The sequence below is a fragment of the Nocardia suismassiliense genome (assembly GCF_900269665.1).
GTDB lineage: Bacteria > Actinomycetota > Actinomycetes > Mycobacteriales > Mycobacteriaceae > Nocardia > Nocardia suismassiliense.
Genome location: NZ_LT985361.1, coordinates 7,875,280 through 7,898,291, shown reverse-complemented (window position 1 = coordinate 7,898,291; position 23,012 = coordinate 7,875,280). Strand labels below are relative to the sequence as shown.

17 protein-coding genes are annotated in these 23,012 nt (G+C 68.2%); 7 read left to right on the top strand and 10 right to left on the bottom strand.

What is annotated here, in order from left to right; all coding sequences use genetic code 11:
* Positions 1–150 precede the first annotated feature (150 nt).
* Entirely contained in the window at positions 151–687 is a 537-nt protein-coding gene (locus tag DBO33_RS35270; protein ID WP_234391442.1) for a lipocalin family protein, read from the top strand.
* A 126-nt stretch (positions 688–813) separates the two neighbouring features.
* On the top strand, positions 814–2,139 hold the full coding sequence (locus DBO33_RS35265) for a cryptochrome/photolyase family protein (RefSeq protein WP_107658909.1): 1,326 nt from the start codon (positions 814–816) through the stop codon (positions 2,137–2,139).
* An 8-nt stretch (positions 2,140–2,147) separates the two neighbouring features.
* Here the strand turns inward: DBO33_RS35265 and DBO33_RS35260 are convergent, their stop codons facing one another.
* Complete coding sequence (locus tag DBO33_RS35260) at positions 2,148–3,662, bottom strand: sensor histidine kinase (protein WP_107660861.1); 1,515 nt, start codon at positions 3,660–3,662, stop codon at positions 2,148–2,150.
* A gap of 459 nt (positions 3,663–4,121) precedes the next feature.
* Here DBO33_RS35260 and DBO33_RS35255 point away from each other — a divergent pair, with 459 nt between their 5' ends.
* Positions 4,122–4,655 (top strand): AAA family ATPase, encoded by a 534-nt coding sequence (locus DBO33_RS35255; protein WP_107658908.1) that lies wholly within the window; start codon positions 4,122–4,124, stop codon positions 4,653–4,655.
* Position 4,656: 1 nt separating this feature from the next.
* Here the strand turns inward: DBO33_RS35255 and DBO33_RS35250 are convergent, their stop codons facing one another.
* A complete protein-coding gene (locus tag DBO33_RS35250) occupies positions 4,657–5,289 on the bottom strand; it encodes a class I SAM-dependent methyltransferase (RefSeq protein WP_325050807.1) in 633 nt (210 codons plus the stop codon).
* Positions 5,290–5,382: 93 nt separating this feature from the next.
* Positions 5,383–7,164: an aa3-type cytochrome oxidase subunit I gene (ctaD, locus tag DBO33_RS35245; protein ID WP_107658906.1), complete on the bottom strand. Its 1,782-nt coding sequence runs from the start codon at positions 7,162–7,164 to the stop codon at positions 5,383–5,385.
* Positions 7,165–7,363: 199 nt separating this feature from the next.
* Here ctaD and DBO33_RS35240 point away from each other — a divergent pair, with 199 nt between their 5' ends.
* Entirely contained in the window at positions 7,364–8,659 is a 1,296-nt protein-coding gene (locus DBO33_RS35240; protein ID WP_107658905.1) for a cytochrome P450, read from the top strand.
* A gap of 6 nt (positions 8,660–8,665) precedes the next feature.
* Here the strand turns inward: DBO33_RS35240 and DBO33_RS35235 are convergent, their stop codons facing one another.
* A complete protein-coding gene (locus DBO33_RS35235; protein ID WP_147129817.1) occupies positions 8,666–8,890 on the bottom strand; it encodes a hypothetical protein in 225 nt (74 codons plus the stop codon).
* Positions 8,891–9,121: 231 nt separating this feature from the next.
* Between DBO33_RS35235 and DBO33_RS35230 the strand changes: the two genes are divergently transcribed.
* Both DBO33_RS35230 and DBO33_RS35225 read left to right on the top strand, forming a co-directional pair.
* Positions 9,122–9,952: a mycofactocin-coupled SDR family oxidoreductase gene (locus DBO33_RS35230; RefSeq protein ID WP_107658903.1), complete on the top strand. Its 831-nt coding sequence runs from the start codon at positions 9,122–9,124 to the stop codon at positions 9,950–9,952.
* A gap of 144 nt (positions 9,953–10,096) precedes the next feature.
* A complete protein-coding gene (locus tag DBO33_RS35225) occupies positions 10,097–12,049 on the top strand; it encodes a cytochrome c oxidase assembly protein (protein WP_234391221.1) in 1,953 nt (650 codons plus the stop codon).
* Positions 12,050–12,056: 7 nt separating this feature from the next.
* On the opposite strand, the gene DBO33_RS35220 is transcribed toward DBO33_RS35225, so the two are convergent.
* Together DBO33_RS35220 and DBO33_RS35215 are read right to left on the bottom strand one after the other, a co-directional pair.
* Entirely contained in the window at positions 12,057–14,330 is a 2,274-nt protein-coding gene (locus DBO33_RS35220) for a heavy metal translocating P-type ATPase (RefSeq protein ID WP_107658901.1), read from the bottom strand.
* 13 nt (positions 14,331–14,343) lie between these two features.
* Positions 14,344–15,087, bottom strand: a complete 744-nt coding sequence (locus tag DBO33_RS35215; protein ID WP_159080684.1) for a zf-HC2 domain-containing protein — start codon at positions 15,085–15,087, stop codon at positions 14,344–14,346.
* A 142-nt stretch (positions 15,088–15,229) separates the two neighbouring features.
* On the opposite strand from DBO33_RS35215, the gene sigC reads away from it, so the two are divergent.
* Entirely contained in the window at positions 15,230–15,796 is a 567-nt protein-coding gene (gene sigC / locus DBO33_RS35210) for an RNA polymerase sigma factor SigC (RefSeq protein WP_107658899.1), read from the top strand.
* A 5-nt stretch (positions 15,797–15,801) separates the two neighbouring features.
* Here sigC and DBO33_RS35205 read toward each other — a convergent pair whose 3' ends face one another.
* The 4 genes from DBO33_RS35205 to DBO33_RS35190 are packed head-to-tail and all read right to left on the bottom strand — an operon-like array spanning position 15,802 to position 23,007.
* On the bottom strand, positions 15,802–16,557 hold the full coding sequence (locus DBO33_RS35205; protein ID WP_234391220.1) for an ABC transporter ATP-binding protein: 756 nt from the start codon (positions 16,555–16,557) through the stop codon (positions 15,802–15,804).
* Between the two features lie 29 nt (positions 16,558–16,586).
* Complete coding sequence (locus DBO33_RS35200) at positions 16,587–17,633, bottom strand: FecCD family ABC transporter permease (protein WP_107658897.1); 1,047 nt, start codon at positions 17,631–17,633, stop codon at positions 16,587–16,589.
* A complete protein-coding gene (locus DBO33_RS35195; RefSeq protein ID WP_107658896.1) occupies positions 17,630–18,682 on the bottom strand; it encodes an ABC transporter substrate-binding protein in 1,053 nt (350 codons plus the stop codon). Before DBO33_RS35195 ends, DBO33_RS35200 begins: the two co-directional genes overlap by 4 nt.
* A complete protein-coding gene (locus tag DBO33_RS35190; protein ID WP_159080683.1) occupies positions 18,676–23,007 on the bottom strand; it encodes a non-ribosomal peptide synthetase in 4,332 nt (1,443 codons plus the stop codon). The genes DBO33_RS35195 and DBO33_RS35190 overlap by 7 nt, the downstream gene beginning before the upstream one ends.
* Positions 23,008–23,012: the final 5 nt, after the last annotated feature.

The window sequence follows — 23,012 nt, the reverse complement described above, 5'->3', positions numbered from 1 at the left end:
TTCTCGACACATTGAATCACTTGTGCATCGTTATCGGCTACCATGGTCGGTGTCGTCGATTCCCGAGGAGTTCGCGTGACATCACGAACGAAGCGGTATCCCGTTCGCCTGCTCGTTGCCCTGGCCGGTGTGGCCGGCGCATTCTTGGCCGTGGGTGGTGCGCAAGCTGCCCCCGTCGCCGCACCGGCACCGGTCCCGTCGCTGGACCTGAACCGGTACCTCGGTACCTGGAACCAGCTCGCGGCGGTCCCGCAGTACTTCAACCTCGTCTGTGCGCGCGATACTCAGGCGAACTACGCGCTCGACCCGCAAGGCAACATCTCGGTGCGCAACACCTGCACCACCTGGACGAATACGAACAACGAGATCATGGGCACCGCGACGGTCAACGACCGGGCCACCGGTGCGCAGTTGCACGTCAGCTTTCCCGGGGTACCCACCCAGGACCGGCTCGCCGGGCCGACCAACTACATCGTGACCGCCCTGGGCCCGGATTACTCGTGGGCGCTGGTGACCAACCCGGAGCGGACATCGGGCTTCGTGCTGGCCCGCGCACCGATGCTGGATGCGGCCGCGTGGTCGCGGGTGCGCGCGGAAATCGTTGCGGCAGGCCAGGACCCGTGCCTGTACCTGACCTCGCCCAGCAGCGGCGGCCGGACGGATATCGTCCCGCTCTGCACGCTCTGATCAACTTCTCCGGCACCCGCCAGGGTCGCGTCGACGGGGTCCAGCATTGAGCCGCCCGTGGCACCGTGGCGCCACCCTTGTGGTTGCCGGAGTGGATTTGTCCCCGCACTGTGCGAAGAGGAGCAGATGACCGTCACCATCGCAGTGTTCACCCGTGACCTGCGGGTGCACGACAATCCGGTGCTCACCGCCGCCCATCGCGAGGGCGCGGCGGTGGTTCCACTGTTCGTCGTCGACGACGCCATCGCGGCCGGGCGTTTCGCCGCGCCGAATCGGGCGCGTTTCCTCGCCGCCGCACTGGGCGAGCTGGACGCCGAATTGCGGGCCATCGGTGGCCGACTGGTGGTGCGGCGCGGCAATGTCGTCGACGCGGTCGCCGAGGTGGCGGCGCAGGTGCACGCCGACAGCGTGCACATCGCCGCCGACGTGAGCGGGTACAGCCGCAGGCGCGAACAGGCCCTGCGAGAACGCCTCGAAGAGCGCGGTTGCCTGCTGCACAGCCATGCCGCGACGATCACCGCCGCCGATCCCGAGGTGCTCGTCCCGTCCACCGGGCGCGACCATTTCGCCGTCTTCACGCCGTACTTCCGCCGCTGGGCCGAGGCGCATCAGCGTAAGCCGTTCGGCAAGCCGCGCGAGCTCACCATGCCGCCGGTGGCGAGCGATCCGCTGCCCGAAGCCGAGCAACTCTGCGCGGGTCCGACGTCGCCGCAGCTCGCCGTGGGTGGTGAGACGACCGGGCGAAAGATACTGCGCGACTGGCTGTCCGGGCCGATCGCAGGTTACGAGGACAACAACGACGATCTCGCCGCTGACGCCACCTCGCACCTCTCGCCGTATCTGCACTTCGGGTGCGTGTCGCCGGTGGAACTGGTGCACCGGGTGGACATGGCGACGCCGGGCGGGCATGCCTTCGCCAGGCAGCTGGCATGGCGCGACTTCCATCATCAGCTGCTCGCCGCCAGGCCGGACGCCGCGTGGTCGGACTATCGGCCCCGGTCGGTCACTTGGCGCGATGATCCCCAAGCCGTCAGCGCCTGGCAGGACGGACGCACCGGTTACCCGGTCATCGACGCAGCCATGCGGCAGTTGCAGGCCGAAGGGTGGATGCCGGGGCGCGCCCGATTGATCTCCGCGAGCTTTCTGGCGAAATCGCTGCGCGTGGACTGGCGCATCGGGGCCGCGCACTTCCTGCACTGGTTGGTCGACGCCGATCTGGCGAACAATCAACTCAACTGGCAGTGGGTGGCCGGCACCGGCACCGACACCCGGCCGAATCGGGTGCTGAATCCGCTGCGCCAAGCCAAGCGTTACGACCCGGACGGCGAGTATGTGCGCTGCTGGCTGCCCGAACTGGCGCACATCCCGGGCGCCGCCGTGCACACGCCGTGGCGCGAAAACGTCGATCCGGGCGTCTATCCGGCGCCGATCATCGAGTGCGTCGGGATGTAGCGACCGGGTCAGGTTGTCGCACAGGCGGTTTGCTCGCGCGGCAGCGTGACCGTGAAGGTGGCTCCCTCACCGGGCTTGCTGTGCACCGTGACTCGGCCGCCGTGCGCCGCCACCAGCGCGTGCACGATCGAGAGGCCGAGGCCTGCGCCGCCGCTCGCCCGGGTGCGGGAGCTGTCGGTGCGGTAGAAGCGCTCGAAGACGCGGGCGGCGGCCTCGGGTGCGAGTCCGGGGCCGGAGTCGATCACGTCGAGGCGCACCTCGTCGCGAAACGGGGTGAGCCGCACGATGATCGCCGCCTGCGACGGCGTGTGCGCGAGGGCGTTGCCGAGCAGGTTGGCCAGGATCTGGCGCAGTCGTGGTTCGTCGCCGATCACCTCCATCGTGCCCTCGCCTCGGTCGACCACCACGCCGATGCGCCGCTCCGGTGTTGCCGGCGTTGGCTTTTGGCGTGCGGCCACGGCTCGGGCGTTGTGCACGGCATCACCGGCCAGGGCCAGCAGATCCACCGGTTCGCGCTCCAGCGGGCGCTTTTCGTCCAGCCGCGCCAGCAGCAGCAGATCCTCGACGAGCAGGCTCATCCGTTCGGACTCGGACTCGATGCGGCCGATCACCATGGCGGCATCGGTGCTCGCGCCCTGCCGATACAGCTCGGCGAAACCGCGAATGGTGGTCAGCGGGGTCCGTAACTCGTGGCTGGCGTCGGCGACGAACCGGCGCATCGTGGCCTCGGAACGGCGGGCGGCCTCCTCGGACGCCTCCGTCGCCGCGACGCCGTATTGGATCCGGGCGAGCATCTCGTTCAACGAGCGAGCCAGATGATCGACCTCGGTATCCACGTCGCGGACCGGGACCCGCCGGTGCAGATCGCCGCCCGCGATGGCCGCCGCGGTGTCCTCCACCTCGCGCAGCGGCCGCAGGCTCCGCTGGATCACCAGGTAACCGACCACGCCGAGCGCAATCAACGCTGCTGTGCCCGTGGCGATCTCGATGAAGATCAAATGCGAGACCGTCTCCTGGTTGTCGGTCAGCGGCAGGCCGATGGTGGTCGAGCCGTACTGGTTCTTGGTGGTCAATACCCGCCAGTGCACGGACGAGCCGTCGGCCGAGTCGACCGTCGCCGGAGCGTCCCCGGACTGCTTCGCGAGATCCGGTATGCCCGAAGCATTGCCGCCACCCGCGACCTCGAAGAACACCTGCCCGCCCGCGCTCTTGTGCAGTTCGAAGAACCGGCGCGGTTGGTCGCCGGGCCACCGCGGCAGCGGGCCGGGCGCGTCCGCCGGAACCCATTGCACGGCACCGTCACTCGTGCGCACCTGCTTCATCGGCCGGGGCTGGGCCCACGAGCGCGCCGCATCGTAGAGCTGCTCGTCGGTGCGTTGGGTCAGCGATTGGCTCAATGCCGAGGTCACCGCCACCCCCGAGGCGAGCAGGGCCGCCGCGGTCAGCAGCAGCACCGCGATCACCAACCCGATCCGCAACGGAACCGACGCCACGCGCCGCGCCAATCGAGCCCGCGCGCTCATGCCCGGCTCGCCGGTGCCACGCACGGCCGCCGACCAGCGCCGAACCATGCGAGATCGGTACCCATCATGCGCCCATAGTCACCCGGCAACCGCTGCCCGCCCTGCGAGCGAGCTGGGGATTCCCTGTGAGCCCCCAGCGGAGGGGTGCCCGCGCCGCGCCGTTGCGATGCGGACACCCGGGCCGGTTGGCTCAGCTACCGATCGTCGGCGATACGGCGTAAAGACCTAATACCCATTCGGTGGGCGGATCACCCCACGAATTTTCCGCACGCCGTCCCATGGCGCTTCGACGCCAGAGCGGATTTCGATCGTGTGCCTGGATTCGCCGATCCGCCTGAGCGGCACCGGGACCCTGGTTACCGTAAGCGGCGTTGACCAAATGCGATATCCGTGGGGAGCCTCGCCGGCAACGCCCGCCGGGTGTTCCACCTGGACACCACCGAACGCTGAGGGGAGCTGATGGCCGAATTCCTGGTGCTGGTCAACGGATTGCCGGGGTCCGGTAAGACGACGCTCGGGCGATCGCTGGCGGCGGCGTTGGGGGCGGAGTTCTTGTCGAAGGACACGGTCAAGGAGGCTCTGGCGGACTGTGTTGCCGACGCCGATGCCATCCCCGAGCTGGGTGGCATCGCGATGGACGCGGTGTGGGCGTTGGCGCGGGCGACGCCGGGGACTGTTGTCATCGACTCGTGGTGGTTCAAGCCGCGGGACTTGTCTTTTGCCGCAACGGGAATCGGCGAGTCCGGGGCTAATCGGGTCGTGGAGGTGTGGTGCGACATCCCCGCCGAATTGGCGAAAGCTCGTTATGCGGGTAGGCGCCGGGCCGCGATACATCGGGACGAGCAGCGCCTTGTCAGTGACTGGGCGGTGTGGGCGGCGCAGGCCGCGCCGCTCGACCTCGCGCCGACGGTTCGGGTGGATACGGCGCGGCCGGTTTGTGGTGCCGAGGTGGCGGTGGAGGTCGAGCGGGTAGCTGGTCGGCGGACGCGCTGAATCAGTGGCGGCGGATGCGGAGGATGTTGTCCTGGCGGGTTCCGGGTTCGCCTTCGGGGCCGGCGTGTTCGCGGTCGACGACCTCGTCGACTTCGACGGTCCATTCGGTGGGGGTGAGGTGGAGGCCTGCGAGGACTTCGGCGGTGGTGGGGAGGTGGATGTTGGGCGGGTCTTGGACCCAGGTGGGCCAGCCGGCGTGGCCGACGATGAGGAGCTGGCCGCCGGGGGCGACGGCTTCGGCGGCGCGGCGCAGGATCTTTTCGCGTTCGTCGGCCTGGGCGACGGGGGAGTGCAGGTATTGGGCGTTGACGAGGTCGAATTGTCCTTCGGGGAAGGAGTTCGCGAGATCGTGTTGCTGCCAGTCGATGTCGGTGATGCCTTCGTCGGCGGCGTGGGCGCGAGCACGGCCCAGCGCGGTCTCGGAGACGTCGATGGCGGTGACGCGCCAACCGCGCTGGGCGAGCCAGACGGCGTCGGCGCCTTCCGCGCACCCGAGGTCAAGAGCGGAACCCGGTGGCACCGACTCGATCTCGCGGACGAGGAAGACATTGGGCAACCCGGACCAGACGCGTTCCCGCTCCTGGTAGAAGTGCTCCCAGTAACCGACCGTATCGTCGCCGTCGTAGGGGGTCATCTGGCTGCTGCCGTGGTTGTGTGTCTCGGTCATGAGCACCACGATCCACGCGCGAGGCTGTTCTGGCAAACTTCTTTGCTGATTCAGCAATAGCTATTCTGGCGTGCTCTCGATACCCGGCTTTTTCTCCAGCGAGGGCCTGTTCTCATCGATCGCACGATCCTGGACGAGCATGGCCGCCCGCTGCTCGGCGCCCCAGCCCGCGTACGCCTCGGTCCGCATCCGCTCCACCATGTGCGGATAGTGCAACTCGAAGGCCGGTCGCTCGGACCGGATCCGCGGCAGCTCGTAGAAGTTGTGCCGCGGCGGCGGGCAGGTGGTCGCCCATTCCAGCGAGTTCCCGTAACCCCACGGATCGTCCACGGTGACCACTTCGCCGTACCGATAGCTCTTGAAGACGTTCCAGATGAACGGCAGCATCGACGCCCCGAGCACGAACGCGCCGATGGAGGAGACGGTGTTCAGCACCGTGAATCCGTCGCTGGGCAGATAGTCGGCGTAGCGGCGCGGCATCCCTTCCGAACCCACCCAGTGCTGCACCAGGAACGTGGTGTGGAAACCGACGAAGGTCGTCCAGAAATGCAACTTGCCGAGGCGCTCGTCCATCAGCCGCCCGGTCATCTTCGGGAACCAGAAGTAGATACCCGCGAACGTCGCGAACACGATGGTCCCGAACAGCACGTAATGGAAGTGCGCCACCACGAAATACGAGTCGGTGACGTGGAAGTCGAGCGGCGGGCTGGCCAGGATGATGCCCGACAGGCCGCCGAAGAGGAAGGTGACCAGGAAGCCCAGTGACCACAGCATCGGCGTCTCGAAGGTCAACTGCCCGCGCCACATCGTGAAGATCCAGTTGAAGAACTTCACCCCGGTGGGCACCGCGATCAAGAAGGTCATCAGCGAAAAGAAGGGCAGCAGAACAGATCCCGTCGCATACATGTGATGGGCCCAGACCGCCACCGACAGCGCGCCGATCGAGATCGTCGCGTACACCAGTGCGGTGTAACCGAACAGCGGCTTGCGGCTGAACACCGGGAAGATCTCGGTGACTATGCCGAAGAACGGCAGCGCCACGATGTACACCTCGGGATGGCCGAAGAACCAGAACAGGTGCTGCCACAGGATCACGCCACCGTTGGCCGGGTCGTAGATGTGCGCGCCGAGATGGCGGTCGATCGCCAGCGCGAACAGTGCGGCCGTCAGGATCGGAAAGGCAAGCAGCACAAGGATGCTGGTGATCAGGATGTTCCAGGTGAAGATCGGCATCCGGAACATGATCATGCCGGGCGCGCGCAGGCAGATGATCGTGGTGATCATGTTGACGCCGCCGAGGATGGTGCCGAGGCCGGACAGGATCAAGCCCATGATCCAGAGATCGCCGCCCACGCCGGGCGCGTGCTGGAAGTTGCTCAGCGGCGTGTACCCGGTCCAGCCGAAGTCGGCGGCCCCGCCGGGGGTGATGAAGCCCGCGGTCGCGATGGTGGCGCCGAACAGATACAGCCAATAGCTGAACGCGTTGAGCCGCGGGAACGCGACGTCCGGCGCGCCGATCTGCAAGGGCAGCACGGCATTCGCGAAACCGAAGACGATCGGGGTGGCGTAGAACAGCAGCATCAGGGTGCCGTGCATGGTGAACAGCTGGTTGTACTGCTCCGGCGACAGGAACTGCATGCCGGGCCGGGCCAGTTCGCCGCGCATCAGCAACGCCATCAGTCCGCCGATGAAGAAGAACGACATCGCCGAGACCAGATACATGACCCCGAGCACCTTCGGATCGGTGGTCGTGATCATCTTCCAGATGTAGGAACCCTTCGGCCCCATCCGCCGCGGATAGGGTCGAACCGCCTGAAGTTGTTCGGTCTGCGTCACACTCATGGCCGTCGCCACCTCCGAACCGCCGTCCAGCTATGGCCGGCGCGACCGGCCTGTCTCCACCAAACCATGTGACCGCCGTCTCATGTCATGGATTGATCGACTTTGCCGAAGGTTCGCCTGGTCTGCGACCGTGGGCCGATGCGGGCCGCGCCGCCGGTGCGTACCGTGAGGGAATTCGACAGCACAGGCGGGGGCCACGATGAAGAGTTGGATCAGGTGGGCGATACTGCACGGCGGTCCGGGCGCGTATGTGCGAATGCGGGCCCGCCGTGGTGATCCCGTGTCCGAGATCCTCGCGGGCCGACGCGCCGGACCGAACCCCTACCCATTCGGTGACCGCATCCGCGCGCAGGGACGGCTGGTCCGGACGCCGTTCTCCTGGGCCACCGCCGACCATGAAGTCTGCCGGAACATTCTGCGCGACAAAAACTTCGGCGTCACCCCGCCGGAGACGATGAACCTGCCCGGCCCGGTGCTGCGCCTGCTGCGGGCCACCGATCCGAAGCTGGCGAACCCGGTGGAGCCGCCGTCGATGCTGATGGTCGACCCGCCGGAGCACACCCGGTACCGCAAGCTCGTCGCGCAGGAATTCACCCCGCGCGCCATCGCCCGCCTGCGCGATCGCATCGCCGAGGTGACCGACGAACTGCTGGCCGACCTGGCGACTCGTCCTGCCGCGGACCTGATCCAGGACTTCGCGCGGCTACTGCCGGTGGCGATCATCTGCGAAATCCTCGGTGTGCCGAAGGAGAAGGAGGCCGAGCTACTGGAACTCGGCCACGCGGGCGCGCCACTGCTGGATGTCGGCATCTCGTGGCGCACCTTCCGCCGCGCGATGGCCGCCCTGCGCGACAGTCAGGACTACCTCGAAGGGCACATCGAGCAATTGCGCGCCGATCCCGGCGACAACATCCTCAGCCAACTGACCGTCGGCGGCATGCTGACCAAGCCGGAATTGATGGCTACCGCCACGCTGGTCACCGGGGCAGGCTTCGAAACCACCGTCAACCTGCTCGGCAACGGCATCGTGGCATTGCACGAGCACCCCGATCAACTCGACCTGCTGCGCGCCGAGCCGCACCGGTGGCCCGGCGCCGTGGAGGAGATCCTGCGCTACGACAGCCCCGTGCAGATGACCGCCCGAACGGCGTTGTGCGACAGGGAGATAGCCGGTCACACGATCGCGCGCGGCGAGATGGTCTCGCTGCTGCTCGGTGCCGCCAACCGCGACCCGGCCGTCTTCGACGACCCCGCCCGATTCGACGTGACCAGACCCAATGCGAAGGACCACCTGTCGTTCAGCAGCGGCGTGCACGCCTGCCTCGGCGCCAGCCTGGCCAGGACCGAGGGCGTGATCGCCCTGTCCGCGTTGTACGAGCGCTTCCCCGGGCTGCGGCTCACCGGCCCACCCGAGCGCCGCGGACTGGTCAATCTCCGTGGCTATCAACGGATACCGGCCGCGCCGGGACTGCCCGCGGCCAGTAGTACCGTCTGATCCCGCTCAGCAGTCGAGCGGGTCGCGCACCAGCATGCCCTCGACCGCGCGCAGCCGGTCGCTCATGGTCGACAGTAGATCGATGGAGTCGTGCGAGAGCCCGACCACGGTGTACATCAGCCTGCGCAGCCGCGGGCTGTCCAGCGCGCGCACCACTGTCACGTCGTAGTCGGTGTCGATAGGTCGGACGAGCTGGTCGAGATCCACGGCGCGGTACTCACAATCGGTCATCTGGCCCCCTGGGACCATTGTGGGCGCGCTGGGCCGCGCGCCTGGGTGTTGTGGCGCAGACGAGTCCTGCTGGATGCTGCGACACACACCGCATCCACTTCGTCGCTGCGCCGACCCGGAACGTTTCGTGCACTGGGCTGGACAATACGAACGTAAACGGCAACCGCACACCGATCCGGCATGAAACGATGGCTTCGGCCGAACACATGCCGATCTGGTGAGGGGCCCGATATGGGGAATCTCGATGACAAGGTAGCGGTGATCACCGGCGGCGCCCGCGGGCAGGGTCGTGCTCATGCGGTCGCGCTGGCTGCGGCGGGTGCGGACGTCGTGGTCTGCGATATCGCCGCGCAGATCGCGAGCGTGCCGTATTCGATGAGCGCCGAGGACGATCTGGCCGAGACGGCCAAGCTGGTCGAGGAGACCGGACGCCGCTGCGTGCCGCTCAAGGCCGATGTGCGCAGTCAGACGGAGATGAACGCGGTCGCCCAGCGCGCCATCGATGACTTCGGTCACATCGACATCCTGATCGCCAATGCCGGCATCGCGTCCAACGCGCCGATCGCCGAGATGGGCGACGAGATGTGGCAGGACATGATCGACACCAATCTCAACGGTGTCTTCCACAGCATCCGCGCGGTGCTGCCGCACATGATCGAACGCCGCTGGGGCCGCATCGTGGCCACCTCCTCCATCGTGGCCCGGATGGGCGTGCGCAACGCCGGACACTATGCGGCCGCGAAATGGGGTGTGGTCGGTCTGGTCAAGTCGGTGTCGCTGGAGGTGGTGGAGTACGGGATCACCGTCAACGCGGTGCTGCCCGGCGGCGTGGACACCGACATGATCCAGAATCCGGCGATGTATCGACTGATGCTGCCGGACAAGGAGAATCCCACCAGGGAAGACGTGATGGAGATGTTCGCCTCCGGTCCGCCGAACGGCGATCTGATCGCGCCGGACGAGGTCGCCGACGCGGTCTTGCTGCTGGTGTCCGAGCACGGTCGGCACTTCAACGGCGAGGCCTTGACGATCTCCGGCGGAATCAGCGCGAACACCGTCTGAGCCGGGAGTCCACCACCCACGAAATGTGACCTGCATCGCAGTCGGGCCGGCGTCGGAACTTTCCCGGCGCCGCGGCCGACCGGTCAGCGAGGCCTGGTTCAGGCGCAACGTTCGTACTCGAGGATGGTGGACGGCAACGTGCAGGTGAAACGCTCGACAGTCCACCTCGTCTGGCTGGTCGCGGCGGCCGTTCTGCTCGCCCTCGTCATCGGCTCGGTGGTGGAAGCGGGTGCGACGCCGTACCGGGCCGCCGGAACCGCCTATCCGGGATTCGCCGACGTGCTCGCGTACGTGGTGCTGCGCGTTGTCGCCGCGCTGGCGGGCGCGACCGCGCTCGGCGCCCTGGTCTACGCGGTGTGCTGTACCGCGGTCACCGGCCGCGGCCGCCTCGATGTCGACGGCTACTCCGGCCTGCGCTTGGCCGAGCGGGCCGGTGCGGTGTGGCTGGTGTCGGCGCTGGCACTGATCCCGGTGACCGCCGCGAATGTGGGCGGATTGACCTTCTCCAACCTTTTCCGGCTCGGCGCGCTCGGCCCGCTGATCGACGCCAGCGAAAAGCCGAAGGCCTGGATTGTGGTCGCCCTGCTTGCCGCAGTGGTGACGCTCGGTGCTCGAATCCTGTTGTCCTGGAACGGGGCAGCGGTGCTGATGCTGGTAGCCGGCCTCGGCGTGCTGCCGCCCGCGATGGTAGGCAACGCGGGGGAGGGGCCGAATCACGACTACGGCACCGGCGCGATGATCATCTTCCAGCTCGCGGTGTCGGTGCTGCCAGGCCTGCTGTGGTGCGTCGCGGAACATCTGCGGCGCAACGGGTCACACGCGCGGACCGCGTTACGGCGCGGCGCGGTGATCGCCCTGCTGTGCCTGGCGGCGGCGACGCTCAGCGGCCTCGTACTCTGGCTGATCCTGCTGCCCTGGTCGGATGTGCTCGGCACCGGGTACGGGCGGCTGGCATTGGTGGTGGTCGCGGTAGGCGTCGACCTCGCGCTGACGATGCGCGTGGTGCTGCGCCACCGGGATCCCGGCCCCCGCACCGCCTTCCTGATCGCTTCCGGCGGAGCGCTTTCCGCGATAGCGCTCGGCGCGACGGTGGCCATGGCGGTACAGCCCGCCCCGGCCTTCGCCGACCGGTCGTTCACCGCGCAGCAGGTCTTCCTCGGCTTCGACCTGTTCGACCGGCCGAACCTGCTGCGGCTGATGACGTTGTGGCGCTTCGACATCGTGCTCGGCACCGCCGCGGTGGCCGCGATCGTGCTGTACGCGCTCGGCGTGCTGCGGTTGTGGCGGCGCGGCGACGAATGGTCGAAGTGGCGCACCATCTCCTGGATCAGCGGCTGTGTGGCGCTGCTGATCGCGACCTCCTCGGGCATCGGCACCTACGGCTTCGCGATGTTCAGCATGCACATGATCACGCACATGGCCTTGAACATGTTCGTGCCGGTGCTGCTGGTGCTCGGCGCGCCGGTGACCCTGCTGTTGCGCGCGGTCCCGGCAGCCAAGCGTGGCGAGGTGCACGGTGTGCGCGAATGGGTGCTCGCGCTGCTGCATTCGCGACCGACCGCGGTGATCGCCCACCCCGCGACCGCGCTGTCGTTGTTCGTGATCTCGCTCTACGGCCTGTATTTCACGCCACTGTTCGAGAGCCTGATCCGCTACCACTGGGGACACGTGCTGATGAACGTGCACTTCCTGATCGTCGGCTACCTGTACTACTGGGGCATCATCGGCATCGACCCGGGCCCGCGGCGGCTGCCGCATCTGGGCAGGCTCGGCATGTTGTTCGCGGTCATGCCTTTTCACGCTTTCTTCGGTGTCGCGGTGATGTCGATGAACACCGTCATCGGGTCGCGTTTCTACACCAACCTGCAACTGCCGTGGCGGATCGACCTGCTCGCCGATCAGCGCGTCGGCGGCGGCATCGCCTGGGTCTCCGGCGAGATCCCGATCCTGCTCGTGGTCGGCGCGCTGCTCACCCAGTGGGTGGCCCAGGACCGCCGCACCGCGGTGCGCACCGACCGCAAGGACGACGACTACGGCGACTCCGATCTTGCCGCATACAACGCCATGCTGGACCAGTTGGCCCAGACCCGCCGCTGAGGCGCGGCTAGCGATCGAAGCGAACTCGCCGCAGCCGCAAGCTGTTCGAGACCACGAAGAACGACGAGAACGCCATGGCCGCCCCGGCGATCAGCGGATTGAGGAAGCCGAGCGCGGCCACCGGGATGGCGATCACGTTGTAGCCGAAGGCCCACACCAGGTTTCCCTTGATGGTGCGCAACGTGGCATGCGCCAGCTCGATGGCGTCGGCCACGGCGCCGAGGTCCTCGCGCACCAGGATGACGTCGGCGGCGGCGATCGCGACGTCGGTGCCCGCGCCGATCGCCATGCCGAGGTCGGCGGTGGCCAGCGCCGCACCGTCGTTGATGCCGTTGCCGACCATCACCACGCGCCGGCCCTGCTCCTGCATGCGGGCGATCAGGTCGACCTTGCCCTCCGGAAGCAGTTCGGCGACAACCTCATCGATGCCGATCTCGTCGGCCACCGACTGCGCCGCGTAGGCGTTGTCGCCGGTGAACATCATGACCCGCAGCCCGAGCCGGTGCAGCCGGGCGATCGCGGCGGCCGCGGTGTCCTTGACGGTGTCGGCCACCGCGATCACCGCGACGACCGCACCGTCCACGGCGACCAGTACCACGGTGCGCCCGCAGCGTTCCTGTTGCCGGACAGCGCGATTCAGATCCTGTGGGATGCCGATACCTTGATCGTCGAACAGCCGCGCTCGGCCCACCAGCACGCGGCGGCCATCCACCGTGCCGCGGGCGCCCAATCCCGGTAGTGCCTCGAAGGATTCGACGGCAGGCAAGTCCTCGACCGTGTCGCGGGTGTGGCGGGTGATCGCCGCGGCCACCGCGTGTTCGGACGCCGCCTCCACCGCACCGGCCAGGCGCAGCACCTCCGCCGTGCTGAACGGTTCGCGTTCGGTCACCGCGACCACGCTCATCGCGCCGTTGGTGACGGTGCCGGTCTTGTCCAGCACGACGGTGTCGACGTCGCGGGTGGCCTCCAGCGCCTGATGTCCCTTGATGAAGATGCCCAGTTGCGCACCGTGTCCCGAGGCCACCATCAGCGCGGTCGGGATAGCCAAACCCAGCGCGCACGGGCACGCCACCACCAGCACCGCCAGCGCGGCGGCCGCGGCCCGATCCGCACCGGCGCCGGTGAGCAACCAGGTCACGAAAGTCACGGCCGTCAGGAGGAAGACGAACGGAACGAACACCGCCGACACCCGATCGGCGATGCGCTGCATGCGCGCCTTACCGGTCTGCGCCTGTTCGACCAGCCGGATCATCCCGGACAGCTTCGTATCCGCCCCTACCGCAGCGGCTTCCACGATCAGGCGCCCGGTGAGCGCGGTGGTGCCGCCGATCACCGCCATGCCCGCCGTTACGTCGACCGGAAGGGATTCACCGGTCATCGCGCTGGCGTCGACGCTCGATTCACCCGCTACGACAAGGCCGTCCGTGGCGATGGTCTCACCCGGGCGCACCACGAAGCGCTGCCCTTCCACGAGTTCGCCGATGGGCACGCGTAATTCGCGGTCGTCGCGGGTCAGCACGGTGACCTCGCGGGCGCCGAGCGTGGCGAGCGCACGCAGCGCGCTGCCCGCCGAACGTTTGGCCTTCGCCTCGAAATACCGCCCCGCCAAGACGAATGCGGTGACACCGGCGGCCACCTCGAGGTAGATCGCGTCACTGGCCCAGATCGCCGCCCAGATCCCGTCGGGGGCCGGCCCGGAACGGTTGGGGTGCAGGAACATGGTGTCCAGCGACCACAGCGTCGCGGTGAGCACGCCGACCGAGACCAGGGTGTCCATGCTTGCCGCACCGGCCTTGGCATTGGCGAAAGCCTTGCGGTGGAACGGCGCCGCCGACCAGACCACGACGGGCAGCGCGAGCACGGTGAGGATCAGTTGCCAGCCGGTGATCCGGGTGGACGGGATGGTGGCGAACATCACCGAGAGGTCGGCCAGCGGGAAGAACGCCATCAGCGCGACGACCAGCCGCCGCAGCAGATCGCTGACCTGCGCGTCCTCCGGCGTCGAGCGGATCGTCTCGGCGCGGTCGGTGACCGGCGACGCCCCGAAACCGGTGGCCTCGACCTCGGTGCACAACTGCTCTGCGGTCAGGTCGCCGACCGCGTCGATCGTCGCGATGCCGGTGGCGTAGTTCACCGACGCGGTGACCCCGTCGATCTTGTTGAGCTTGCGTTCCACCCTGGTAGAGCAGGCCGCGCAGCTCATACCGGTGACGGCGAGGGAGATGCGGTTCGGCGAGTCGGTCGAGTCGGGTCGAGTGATCGGGTCGAGCTCGAGGGTCATGACAGTCCGTTCATCACGCGGCGGGATCCTGGGTCGAACGAAGGTGACGGGTGCGCCTGCCGAGCTGGGCGCCCGGCGGCAGCACCAGATCGGTGGGGACCCGGTCGCTGGTTGGCGGCGAGGTGTCCGGGCGTCGGGTCCGGTGCACGACCACGACCAGCACCAGCGCGATCACCAGCAGGCCGTGCGAGAGCACCCGGGAGATCGGCACCACACCGGAGTACAGGTCGGACACTACGAACGCGCTCAACGCGGCGACCAGCACACCGAGCACCGGCAGCACGCCCGAGGCGGCATGCGGTCGCAGCGCGCAGTAGAGGAACCCGACGCCGATGGCCAGGCTCCACGCGGTGCTCTCGTTGAGCAGGTGCCGGGTCATCTCGGCGGCGTGGTGGTGGCTCATGCCGAAGTCGATCCCCGCCAGTTGGGCCAGCGCCAACGCGCACTGCAAGACACCGAGCAGGCCGAGCAGTAGGCGGGCCGACACGTCGCGCGAGGTCGGCACTGCGGCGCGCAACCTGGACAGCCGCGACGGCTGCGGCCGCTCCAACTCGGCGGCGGCGAAGATCGCGTCGGTCAGGTCCGGCGCGTACGACGAGCCGCCGCGCAACCGCTTCGAGGTCTCCACCGCGGCGACGTACCAGGAGCAGCACTCGGCGCACTGCTCCAGGTGCTCGTCCACCCTGGCCGCGGGAACGGTTTCGCGCTCGCCGTCGATCCGGGCCGACAGCGCCGTCCGGCACACTTTGCACTCCACGTCCAGATTGTCGTCTATCCGGACACCGAAGTTCCCGCAGGTTGTCTTCGGTGGCCACGGTCACCACGCCCGCCGTGGTGACGCGGATTACGGCCGCCGGGCCCCTCCATCGGCGCGGTAACCGCCGGTTATTGTCGACACCATGCCGACGCCCGCCGAGGATGACGAGACGACCCGCCTGGCCCTGGCGGCGGCGCGCGGCGACCGGCGGGCACTGGAAGCGTTCATCCGGGCCACCCAGAAAGACGTGTGGCGACTGCTCGCCCATCTGACCGAGGTGGGACGGGCCGACGACCTGACCCAGGAGACCTACCTGCGGGCTCTCGGCAGCATCAAGCGCTTCGAGGGCCGCGCCAGCGCGCGCACCTGGCTGCTGTCCATCGCGCGCCGCGTCGTGGTCGATCAGGTGCGGATGGCGGTGGCCCGACCGAAGATCGCGCACGGCGTCGACTGGGCCGCGGCGGCCGACCGGCAGGTGCCGCGCCGGGACGGGCTGACCGAGATCGTCGAACTCAATCTGCTGCTCGACGACCTGGCGCCGGAGCGGCGCGAGGCGCTGGTGCTCACCCAGGTGCTCGGCCTGTCCTACGCCGAGGCGGCGGCGGTGTGCGGCTGCCCGGTGGGCACGGTGCGCTCCCGGGTGGCGCGGGGCCGCGAAGATCTGGTCGCCGCAACACGATTCGGCGGCAGGCGACGCGCGCACGGCTGAGGCCGTCATAGCTCTGCCAAAGGTTGTGCGGCGTACTGCAATCGGATGATTCCGTCCGCGTGCCTCGTTGCCGTGGCGTGCACGCCGAACACCGTGCGCAGTAGTTCCGGCGTCATCACCTCGAGCACCTCGCCCGCCGCGACGACGCCGCCGTGGTCGAGCACGACCAGCCGGTCGCAACAGCGCACGGCGAGGTCGAGTTCGTGCAGCACTGCGAGGGTGGTGATGCCGGTGGACCGGATCAGGTCGAGCAGCTCGAAGCGGGCCCGGACGTCGAGGTGGTTGGTCAGTTCGTCGAGCACCAGCAGGCGTGGCTGTTGCGCGAGGGCCCGGGCGAGCAGGACACGCTGACGTTCGCCGCCGGACAGCGAGCCGACGGTGCGGTCGGCGTAGGCGGTGACGCCGGTGCGCGCCATGGCATCGGTGACGGCCCGCTGGTCGGCCGCGGTGTCCCGGCTGAACAGGGCGTGATGTGGATTGCGGCCGAGGCCGACCACTTCGGCGACGGTCGATTCCGGTGCGCCGGAACCGTTCTGGAGTACCGCCGCAGTTGTCTGTGCCGCCGTGCGTATCGACATACCGGTGATGTCGGCACCATCGATCGCGATGATGCCGGTGGCTGGTTGCAGTGATCGATAGACGGTGCGCAGCAGCGTGGTCTTGCCACTGCCATTGGGGCCGACCAGGCCAACGACCGTGCCGGGCGGGGCGTGCAGGGTCACCTTGTCGAGGACCGCGGCGTCGCCGAACGTGACACTCACGCCGGCAACCGACAATTCGGCCGAGGCGCTCATGCCGGTCCGCCGTTGCGGCGCAGCAGCCAGAGGAAGAACGGTGCGCCGAACGCGGCGGTGAAGATACCGAGCGGCAACTCGTTGGGCGCGTCGACGGTGCGCGAAAGTAGGTCTACCGCAACCAGATACGCGGCACCGATCACTGCGGACAGCGGCAGTACCCGTCGGTGGTCCAGACCGAAGCCGAGCCGGACCAGATGCGGAATCATCAAGCCGACGAAGCCGATACCGCCGGCCACCGCGATCAGCACGCCCGTCAGCAGCGAGGCCAGCACCAGCAGGACGATCCGGAGCGTGCGCACATCGACACCGAGCGCGGTGGCCTGCTCGTCCCCGGTGCCCAGCACATTGAGCCTGCGGCCGAAGGCGAGCACGACGCCCACGGTCACCAGCACCACCACGGTGACCGGTCCGAGCCGATCCCAGCTCGCTCCGGCGACACTGCCCATCGTCCAGAACATCACCGCCCGTAGCTCGTTCGGTGTGGCGCGTAATTGCAGGTAGTTGGTGGCGGCGAGCAGGAGGTAGCCGACCGCGACACCGGCCAGCACCAGCCGGGTCGGCACCAGGGTGCCGCGTTGCTGGCCGAGCAGGAATACCACCGCGATGGTCGCGACCGCGCCGCAGAAGGCCGCGGCGCTCACCCCGACCCCGCCGAGTACGCCACCAGCCGTGACGATGACGGTCACCGCGCCGAGTGAAGCGCCCGAAGACAACCCGAGCACATACGGGTCGGCCAGCGGATTGTTCACCAGCGCTTGCAGAATCACGCCCGCCACCGCGAGACCACAGCCGCACAGCGCGGCCAGGATCACCCGGGGCAGTCGGTACTGCCAGACGATCTGATCGACGGTGAAGCCGACATCTGGTGTCTTCCCGGACAAATGGGCCAGGATCACCCGGCCGGTGTCGGCGACCGAGACGGTGACCGACCCCGCGGCGATCGACAGCAGCATCACGGCGAGCAGCACCGCGGCCGAGATCGCGAGCACGATCGGCAGCGGCGTCGTCGCCAACGGCGCACGGGTGGGGGTGCGGGTCATCGGAACTGCTCGGGGTGCACCAGTGCCGCAATGCGCCGCACCGCGACGTCGTTGCTCGGACCGAGGTAGATCGAGTCCGACAGCACCGCATAGTTTTTAGACCGCGCGGCCGCCCACTGCGGAAACTGCGCGAGTATGCGTTCGGCGACCGCGTCGATATCGGGGCTGCGGTAGTTGACCACGACGAGCCCGTCGATCGGCGTCACCGCGAGTTGCTCTTTGCTGATCGTCACGAACGTGGTGCCGTCGTCACGATCGAACGGGTTCACCCCGCCTGCCTTGCCGATCACGTCGTTCCAGATACCGCCCTCCGCGATGGCGGAGAAGTCCGAGGAATCGCCCATACCCATGCCGGGGAAGACGAGCAGCACGTTCTTCTTCGGTTGTCCGGCAACCAGGCCCGCCGTTTCGGCGATCGCACGCTGCGAGTCGGCGATCAGCCGTTCGGCCCGGCCGGGCACGTCGAAGATGGTGCCGAGATCGCGCAGCAGCGCGTAGCTGTCCTCGATCGTCGGTGTGCCGGTGACGGCACCGGTAACGCCGCAGTTCGCGCGGGGCACATAGGTATTGGCGCCCGCGGCGGCCAGCTCGGCACGGGTCGCGAAACCCTGGTCGGCGGCGAAACCACCGCCGCCGGTGGAGATCACCAGGTCGGGGTGCTGGTTCAGCATCGCCTCGCGCGGTATGTCCTGGAGGCTGTTCGGCGTGATCTGCCCGGTCGGCAACGCCTCGATCGCGGCGGCCCGGCCCGGTACGTCGGAGGCGCCGTAGGACTGGGCGTTGGCCACCACCCGGTCGGCGACACCCAGCGCGAGCAGCGCGGCCACCTCGCCGACGGAACCACCGTTCATCACGACGACGCGTTTCGGTGCCTCGGTGTAGGTGTAGGTCTTGCCGCAATTGTCCAGGGACACCGGGTATTTCGTGACGCCCTCGGTGGCCGCCGCGGATGGCCGGTGGTCCGCCGCATCGGTGACCGTGGTCGTGCAGCCGGTGACGGTGAGGGTGCTTGCCGCGAGTGCCAGCAGCAGCGCGCGTTTCATCAGCATGGGTGCCTCTTCGATCGTTGCGCCGCCACAGCCGGTGGCGGCGGAAGGAAACGGGTGTCGATCAGGTAGTCGATCCCGGCTATCAGCGCGGCGGCCGGATCCGGTTGCAGGAGTAGTGGATCGAGTGCGGCGGCGGAGTTGTCATGCCCGTAGCTGACGGCGGTGCCGGGGGAAGCCAGGTGCGTGGCGTGCGCGCGGGCGATGGTCAACGCGTGGTCGTCCTGCGCGGACGCCTGATCCGCCATAGCGGTCAACCGGGCGTGCCAGATCGGACCGGGGATTGTGGCGATCGGGTAGCCGCGGTCACGTAGTGCGTCGACGACAGTGGCGAATGTCAGCGGACGACGGCTGGTCAGGTGGTAGGTCTGTGTCGTAGGCGCGTGGGCGACAAGGTGGGTGATGGCGGCGGCGACCCAGTCCACCGGTACCAGGTCGACGGTGCCTGCGTCGTAGCTCTCGTCCGGGACGGCCGCGAGCACGACCATCGCGCGGATCAGGCTCCAGAACGCGTCGTCCTGGCCGGAAACGCCGGTTACCGAGTGGCCGCCGATGCGGCCGGGCCGGTACACCGTGGCCGGTACGCCCCGGTCGGCGGCGGCGAACACCAGACCCTCCGCTGCCCACTTACTGGCGACGTAACCGTTGTGCGGCAACGACATTGCGGCCACCCGTCGGTCTTCGCGGAGGATCGGTGGGTTGCCGTCCACGGCGAACGCGGTGTCGACCGAGGACACGAAGTGGACCGGTTTGGTAGTGCCGGTGGTCGCGAGGCGCAGAATGCGTTCGGTGCCTTCGACATTCGCCGGTCGGAGTCGGGAGTACGGCTCGAAGTGGTGGACTCGGGCGCCATTGTGGACGATGACATCGATGGTGTCGGCCAGCTGTTGGTAGTGCGGCGGCGACAGACCGAGCCGGGGGTGGGCGAGGTCCCCCGCGATGGTGGTGACCCGGCTTCCTGATGGGGCGTCCAGACCGTAACGCAGGCAAATCGATTCGATGCGGCGCAGTGCCGCGGCATCGTCGTCTGCGCGAACCAGGCAGTAGACCTGAAAGTCGGTCCGCTCGAGCAGGGCGGCGAGCAAGAACGCGCCCAGAAATCCGGTCGCGCCGGTCAGCAACACCCTGTGTGGCTGGGTCCGTGGTTCGGCGGTCGCCCGGATCGCGTCGTCGAGCTGGGTGTCTGCTTCGAGATCCGCTGCCGTCCAGGTCGGCCCGTGGTCCTGGCCGGATTCGAGGCGTTCGGCGAGCCCGGCCACGGTGGGTGTGTCGAACATGGCGCGCAGGTCCCACCGCACGCCGAAGGCCTGCCGGACACCGTTGAGCACCCTGGCCGCCCGCAACGAATGCCCGCCGCGTGCGAAGAAATCGTCATCGATGCCCACCGACTCGACCTCGAGTGCCTCGGCGAACAATCGCGCCAGCGCGCGTTCGGTGGGCGTGCGCGGGGTTCGGCCGGTCGGTTCGGCGTCCGGCGGTGCGGGCAGCGCGGCTCGATCCAGCTTTCCGTTCGTGGTCTGCGGCAGGCGATCCAGCGAGACGTACACCGACGGCACCATGTAGTCGGGTAGTCGGCCGGCCAGGTGTGTACGGAGGTGCTGCGCGTTGGGCGCACCCGCACCGGGCGCGGGGACCACATAAGCGACAAGGACTTCACCGTGGATACGCACCGCGGCCGCACCGACCTGCGGGTGCGCGTTGAGCGCGGCCTCCACCTCGCCGACCTCGATGCGGTAGCCGCGCAACGACATCTGGGTGTCGCCGCGGCCCAGATACTCCAGATGACCGTCGGTGTGCCACCGCACCAGATCGCCGGTGCGGTAGAGACGGCTGCCGTTCGCGTCGAACGGGTCGGCTACGAATCGTGTGGCGGTAGCGCCAGGCGCGCCGAGATACCGCTGCCCGACCGGTGTTCCGCCGACGTACAGCTCCCCGACGACCCCGGGCGGCACCGGCCGCAGGTGTCCATCCAGGACGTGGCAGCGGCCGTTGGTGACGGGAGACCCGATCGATGGCGCGGCATGTGCGGCGAGGGTGGTCCAGGTGGCATCGACAGTGCATTCCGTTGGGCCGTACAGGTTGTAGACCGAGATGCCCAACTCTGCGCGTAGCGCCGTCCACAAGGCCGGATCGGCCGCTTCGCCACCCAGCGCCAGCACCTCCGGACGATGCGCTCCGGCGTAGAGCCCGGCAGCCAGCAGCTCGCGCGCGAAAGTCGGGGTGACATCGAGGAAGTCGATGCGCTGCATTCTGATGTAGTGCACCAGGCGGCCGGGGTCGCGGCGTAGGTCGTCATCGATGAGATGCAGCTCGTGTCCCGCGAGCAGCCAGAGCAACCCTTCCCACGCGGTGTCGAAGGTCATCGATGCGGTGAGCGCCGCCCGCATCCGTCGCCCACCTCGCGCCGCCACCACGGGCTCGACGAAGTGCTCGCGATGGTGGTGGTACAGGTTCACCACTGAGCCGTGTGAAATCACCACGGCCTTGGGAGTTCCGGTGGTGCCCGAGGTGTGGATCACCCAGGCCGGGTGCTCGGGATGCAGGCGGATCGGGGGATGGGCGTGCGGAACTGCCGGTAGGCCACCGTCATCCAGCACGACGGCTCGGTCGCGTAGTGCGGCAGGGATCTTCGGGGCCAGCGCGGTCGTGGTCACGATTGCACTGAGCTCGATTCCCTCGACCAGGCCCTCCATCAGCAGTGCTAGTCGTGCGACGGGCTGTCCGGGATCGAGCGGGACATAGGTTGCACCGCAAGCGAGTACGGCGAACAGCGCGGCAATCGCGTCGCCGGTGCGGGGAAGCAGCACCGCCACGGCATGGCCAGGGCGAGTACCCACTGCGGCCAGCGCGGCGCTCAATAGTCTGGTCCGGCTGTCGAGTTCGGCATAGGTGAGCGTCTGCCGTGCGCCATCGGCATCGGTGGCGACGAGCGCCGTAGCCGTCGGGGTGCGGGCGACCTGGTCGGTCAGCAAGTCGTGCACGGTGCTGTCGTGCAGAGCACGTTCGGGACCGCTGCTGTTGGTACGCAACCAATCTCGTTCCCCCGGTAAGAACGGATCGGCCGCAGCGAGGGGTCGATCGGGCTCCGTCAGGATTCGGCGGAGAAACTTCGTGAAGCGCTGCAGATGCGTCGCCAGCTCCGCCGGCGTATACGAGCTCGGATGGCCGTCCAGATATAGCGTCGGCCTTGCGCCATCCATCCTGTCGTAGAGGTTGAAGACCAGGTCGTCGATCATGCCCGCAGTGACATTGCGGACCGTGCTGGTGCACGCACCGAAGCGCAGGTCGTAGTCGAACAGCATGATGTTGACGGACGGGCCGTACATGCTGCGGTCGCTGCCGACCAGGCCGAGGTCGCGGCGCACCTGCTCGCTGCGGTAGCGCTGATGACGGCGGCTACGGACCAGCTGGCGCGCGACCCGGCCGGTCAGCTCGGTCAGCGTCGGATCACCCGCGAACTCGGCCCACAGCGCGACACCATTGAGTGTCATGCACGGCACCCGTAATGCAGGCGTTCCGGTACGCAGCATCACCGGAAGCGCGAGACACACCTGCGCGGCACCGGTCATCCGGTGCAGGTAAGCGGCGACCGCGGCGGTGAACACGTCGGTCCAATTGGCGCGTGCGGCTTGCGCGACGCTCCGCAGCAGCGCGACGATCTCGGAATCGAGCGTGGTGAACTCTCGAAGTGTCCGGCCCGCATCGGATGTCGTACGCGGTGCGGCACCGGACAAGGTCACCGGGGCCGGACGATCGCGGAGATAGTCGAGCCAGAATGTGCGATCGCGGGCGAGCTCGGCAGAATCCGCGTACGCGAGATCGGCCGCCAGCACCGCATCCCAATCCCCGAATGGGTAAGGCGGTGGCGGTGTTCCGGTCACCGACGCGGTGTACAACTCGGCCACCCGACGCGCGATCAGCGCCATGCCGTAGCCATCGAGCAGGATGTGGTGCACCCGGTGATACCAGAGCGTCCGCCGCGCATCGAGCCGGAACACGATGTGCGCGAAGAGCACATCGGCGGTCAGGTGCACCGGCTGCGCGACATCCCGATCCATCAGCGCGAGTGCTGCGCGTAGCGGATCCGGCTCGCCCGAAACATCTACCACCTGAACAGCCCAGTCGGGTGATGCCGCGATCTGCCGAGGGCCGTCCTCGACGAACCGAATGTGCAGCGCCGCAGCCTCGTCGACCGCCGCGTGAATCGCGGCAACCAGCTCCTCGACCATCACGGGTCCCGAAATGTCGACGTACTCGGCGATATTGAAGACCGCCGACGCCGGATCGAGCTGTTGACCGAGCCAGACGCCGAGCTGCGCCGCCGTCAACGGTC

What these genes read in the sequence shown, in the direction of transcription:
- DBO33_RS35230 (WP_107658903.1), top strand. Translation starts at nt 9,122, where the DNA reads ATGGGGAATCTCGATGACAAGGTAGCGGTGATCACCGGCGGCGCCCGC.
- sigC (WP_107658899.1), top strand. Translation starts at nt 15,230, where the DNA reads ATGCCGACGCCCGCCGAGGATGACGAGACGACCCGCCTGGCCCTGGCG.
- DBO33_RS35235 (WP_147129817.1), bottom strand. Translation starts at nt 8,890, where the DNA reads ATGACCGATTGTGAGTACCGCGCCGTGGATCTCGACCAGCTCGTCCGA.
- DBO33_RS35255 (WP_107658908.1), top strand. Translation starts at nt 4,122, where the DNA reads ATGGCCGAATTCCTGGTGCTGGTCAACGGATTGCCGGGGTCCGGTAAG.
- DBO33_RS35260 (WP_107660861.1), bottom strand. Translation starts at nt 3,662, where the DNA reads ATGAGCGCGCGGGCTCGATTGGCGCGGCGCGTGGCGTCGGTTCCGTTG.
- DBO33_RS35250 (WP_325050807.1), bottom strand. Translation starts at nt 5,289, where the DNA reads ATGACCCCCTACGACGGCGACGATACGGTCGGTTACTGGGAGCACTTC.
- DBO33_RS35200 (WP_107658897.1), bottom strand. Translation starts at nt 17,633, where the DNA reads ATGACCCGCACCCCCACCCGTGCGCCGTTGGCGACGACGCCGCTGCCG.
- DBO33_RS35240 (WP_107658905.1), top strand. Translation starts at nt 7,364, where the DNA reads ATGAAGAGTTGGATCAGGTGGGCGATACTGCACGGCGGTCCGGGCGCG.
- DBO33_RS35195 (WP_107658896.1), bottom strand. Translation starts at nt 18,682, where the DNA reads ATGCTGATGAAACGCGCGCTGCTGCTGGCACTCGCGGCAAGCACCCTC.
- ctaD (WP_107658906.1), bottom strand. Translation starts at nt 7,164, where the DNA reads ATGAGTGTGACGCAGACCGAACAACTTCAGGCGGTTCGACCCTATCCG.
- DBO33_RS35220 (WP_107658901.1), bottom strand. Translation starts at nt 14,330, where the DNA reads ATGACCCTCGAGCTCGACCCGATCACTCGACCCGACTCGACCGACTCG.
- DBO33_RS35265 (WP_107658909.1), top strand. Translation starts at nt 814, where the DNA reads ATGACCGTCACCATCGCAGTGTTCACCCGTGACCTGCGGGTGCACGAC.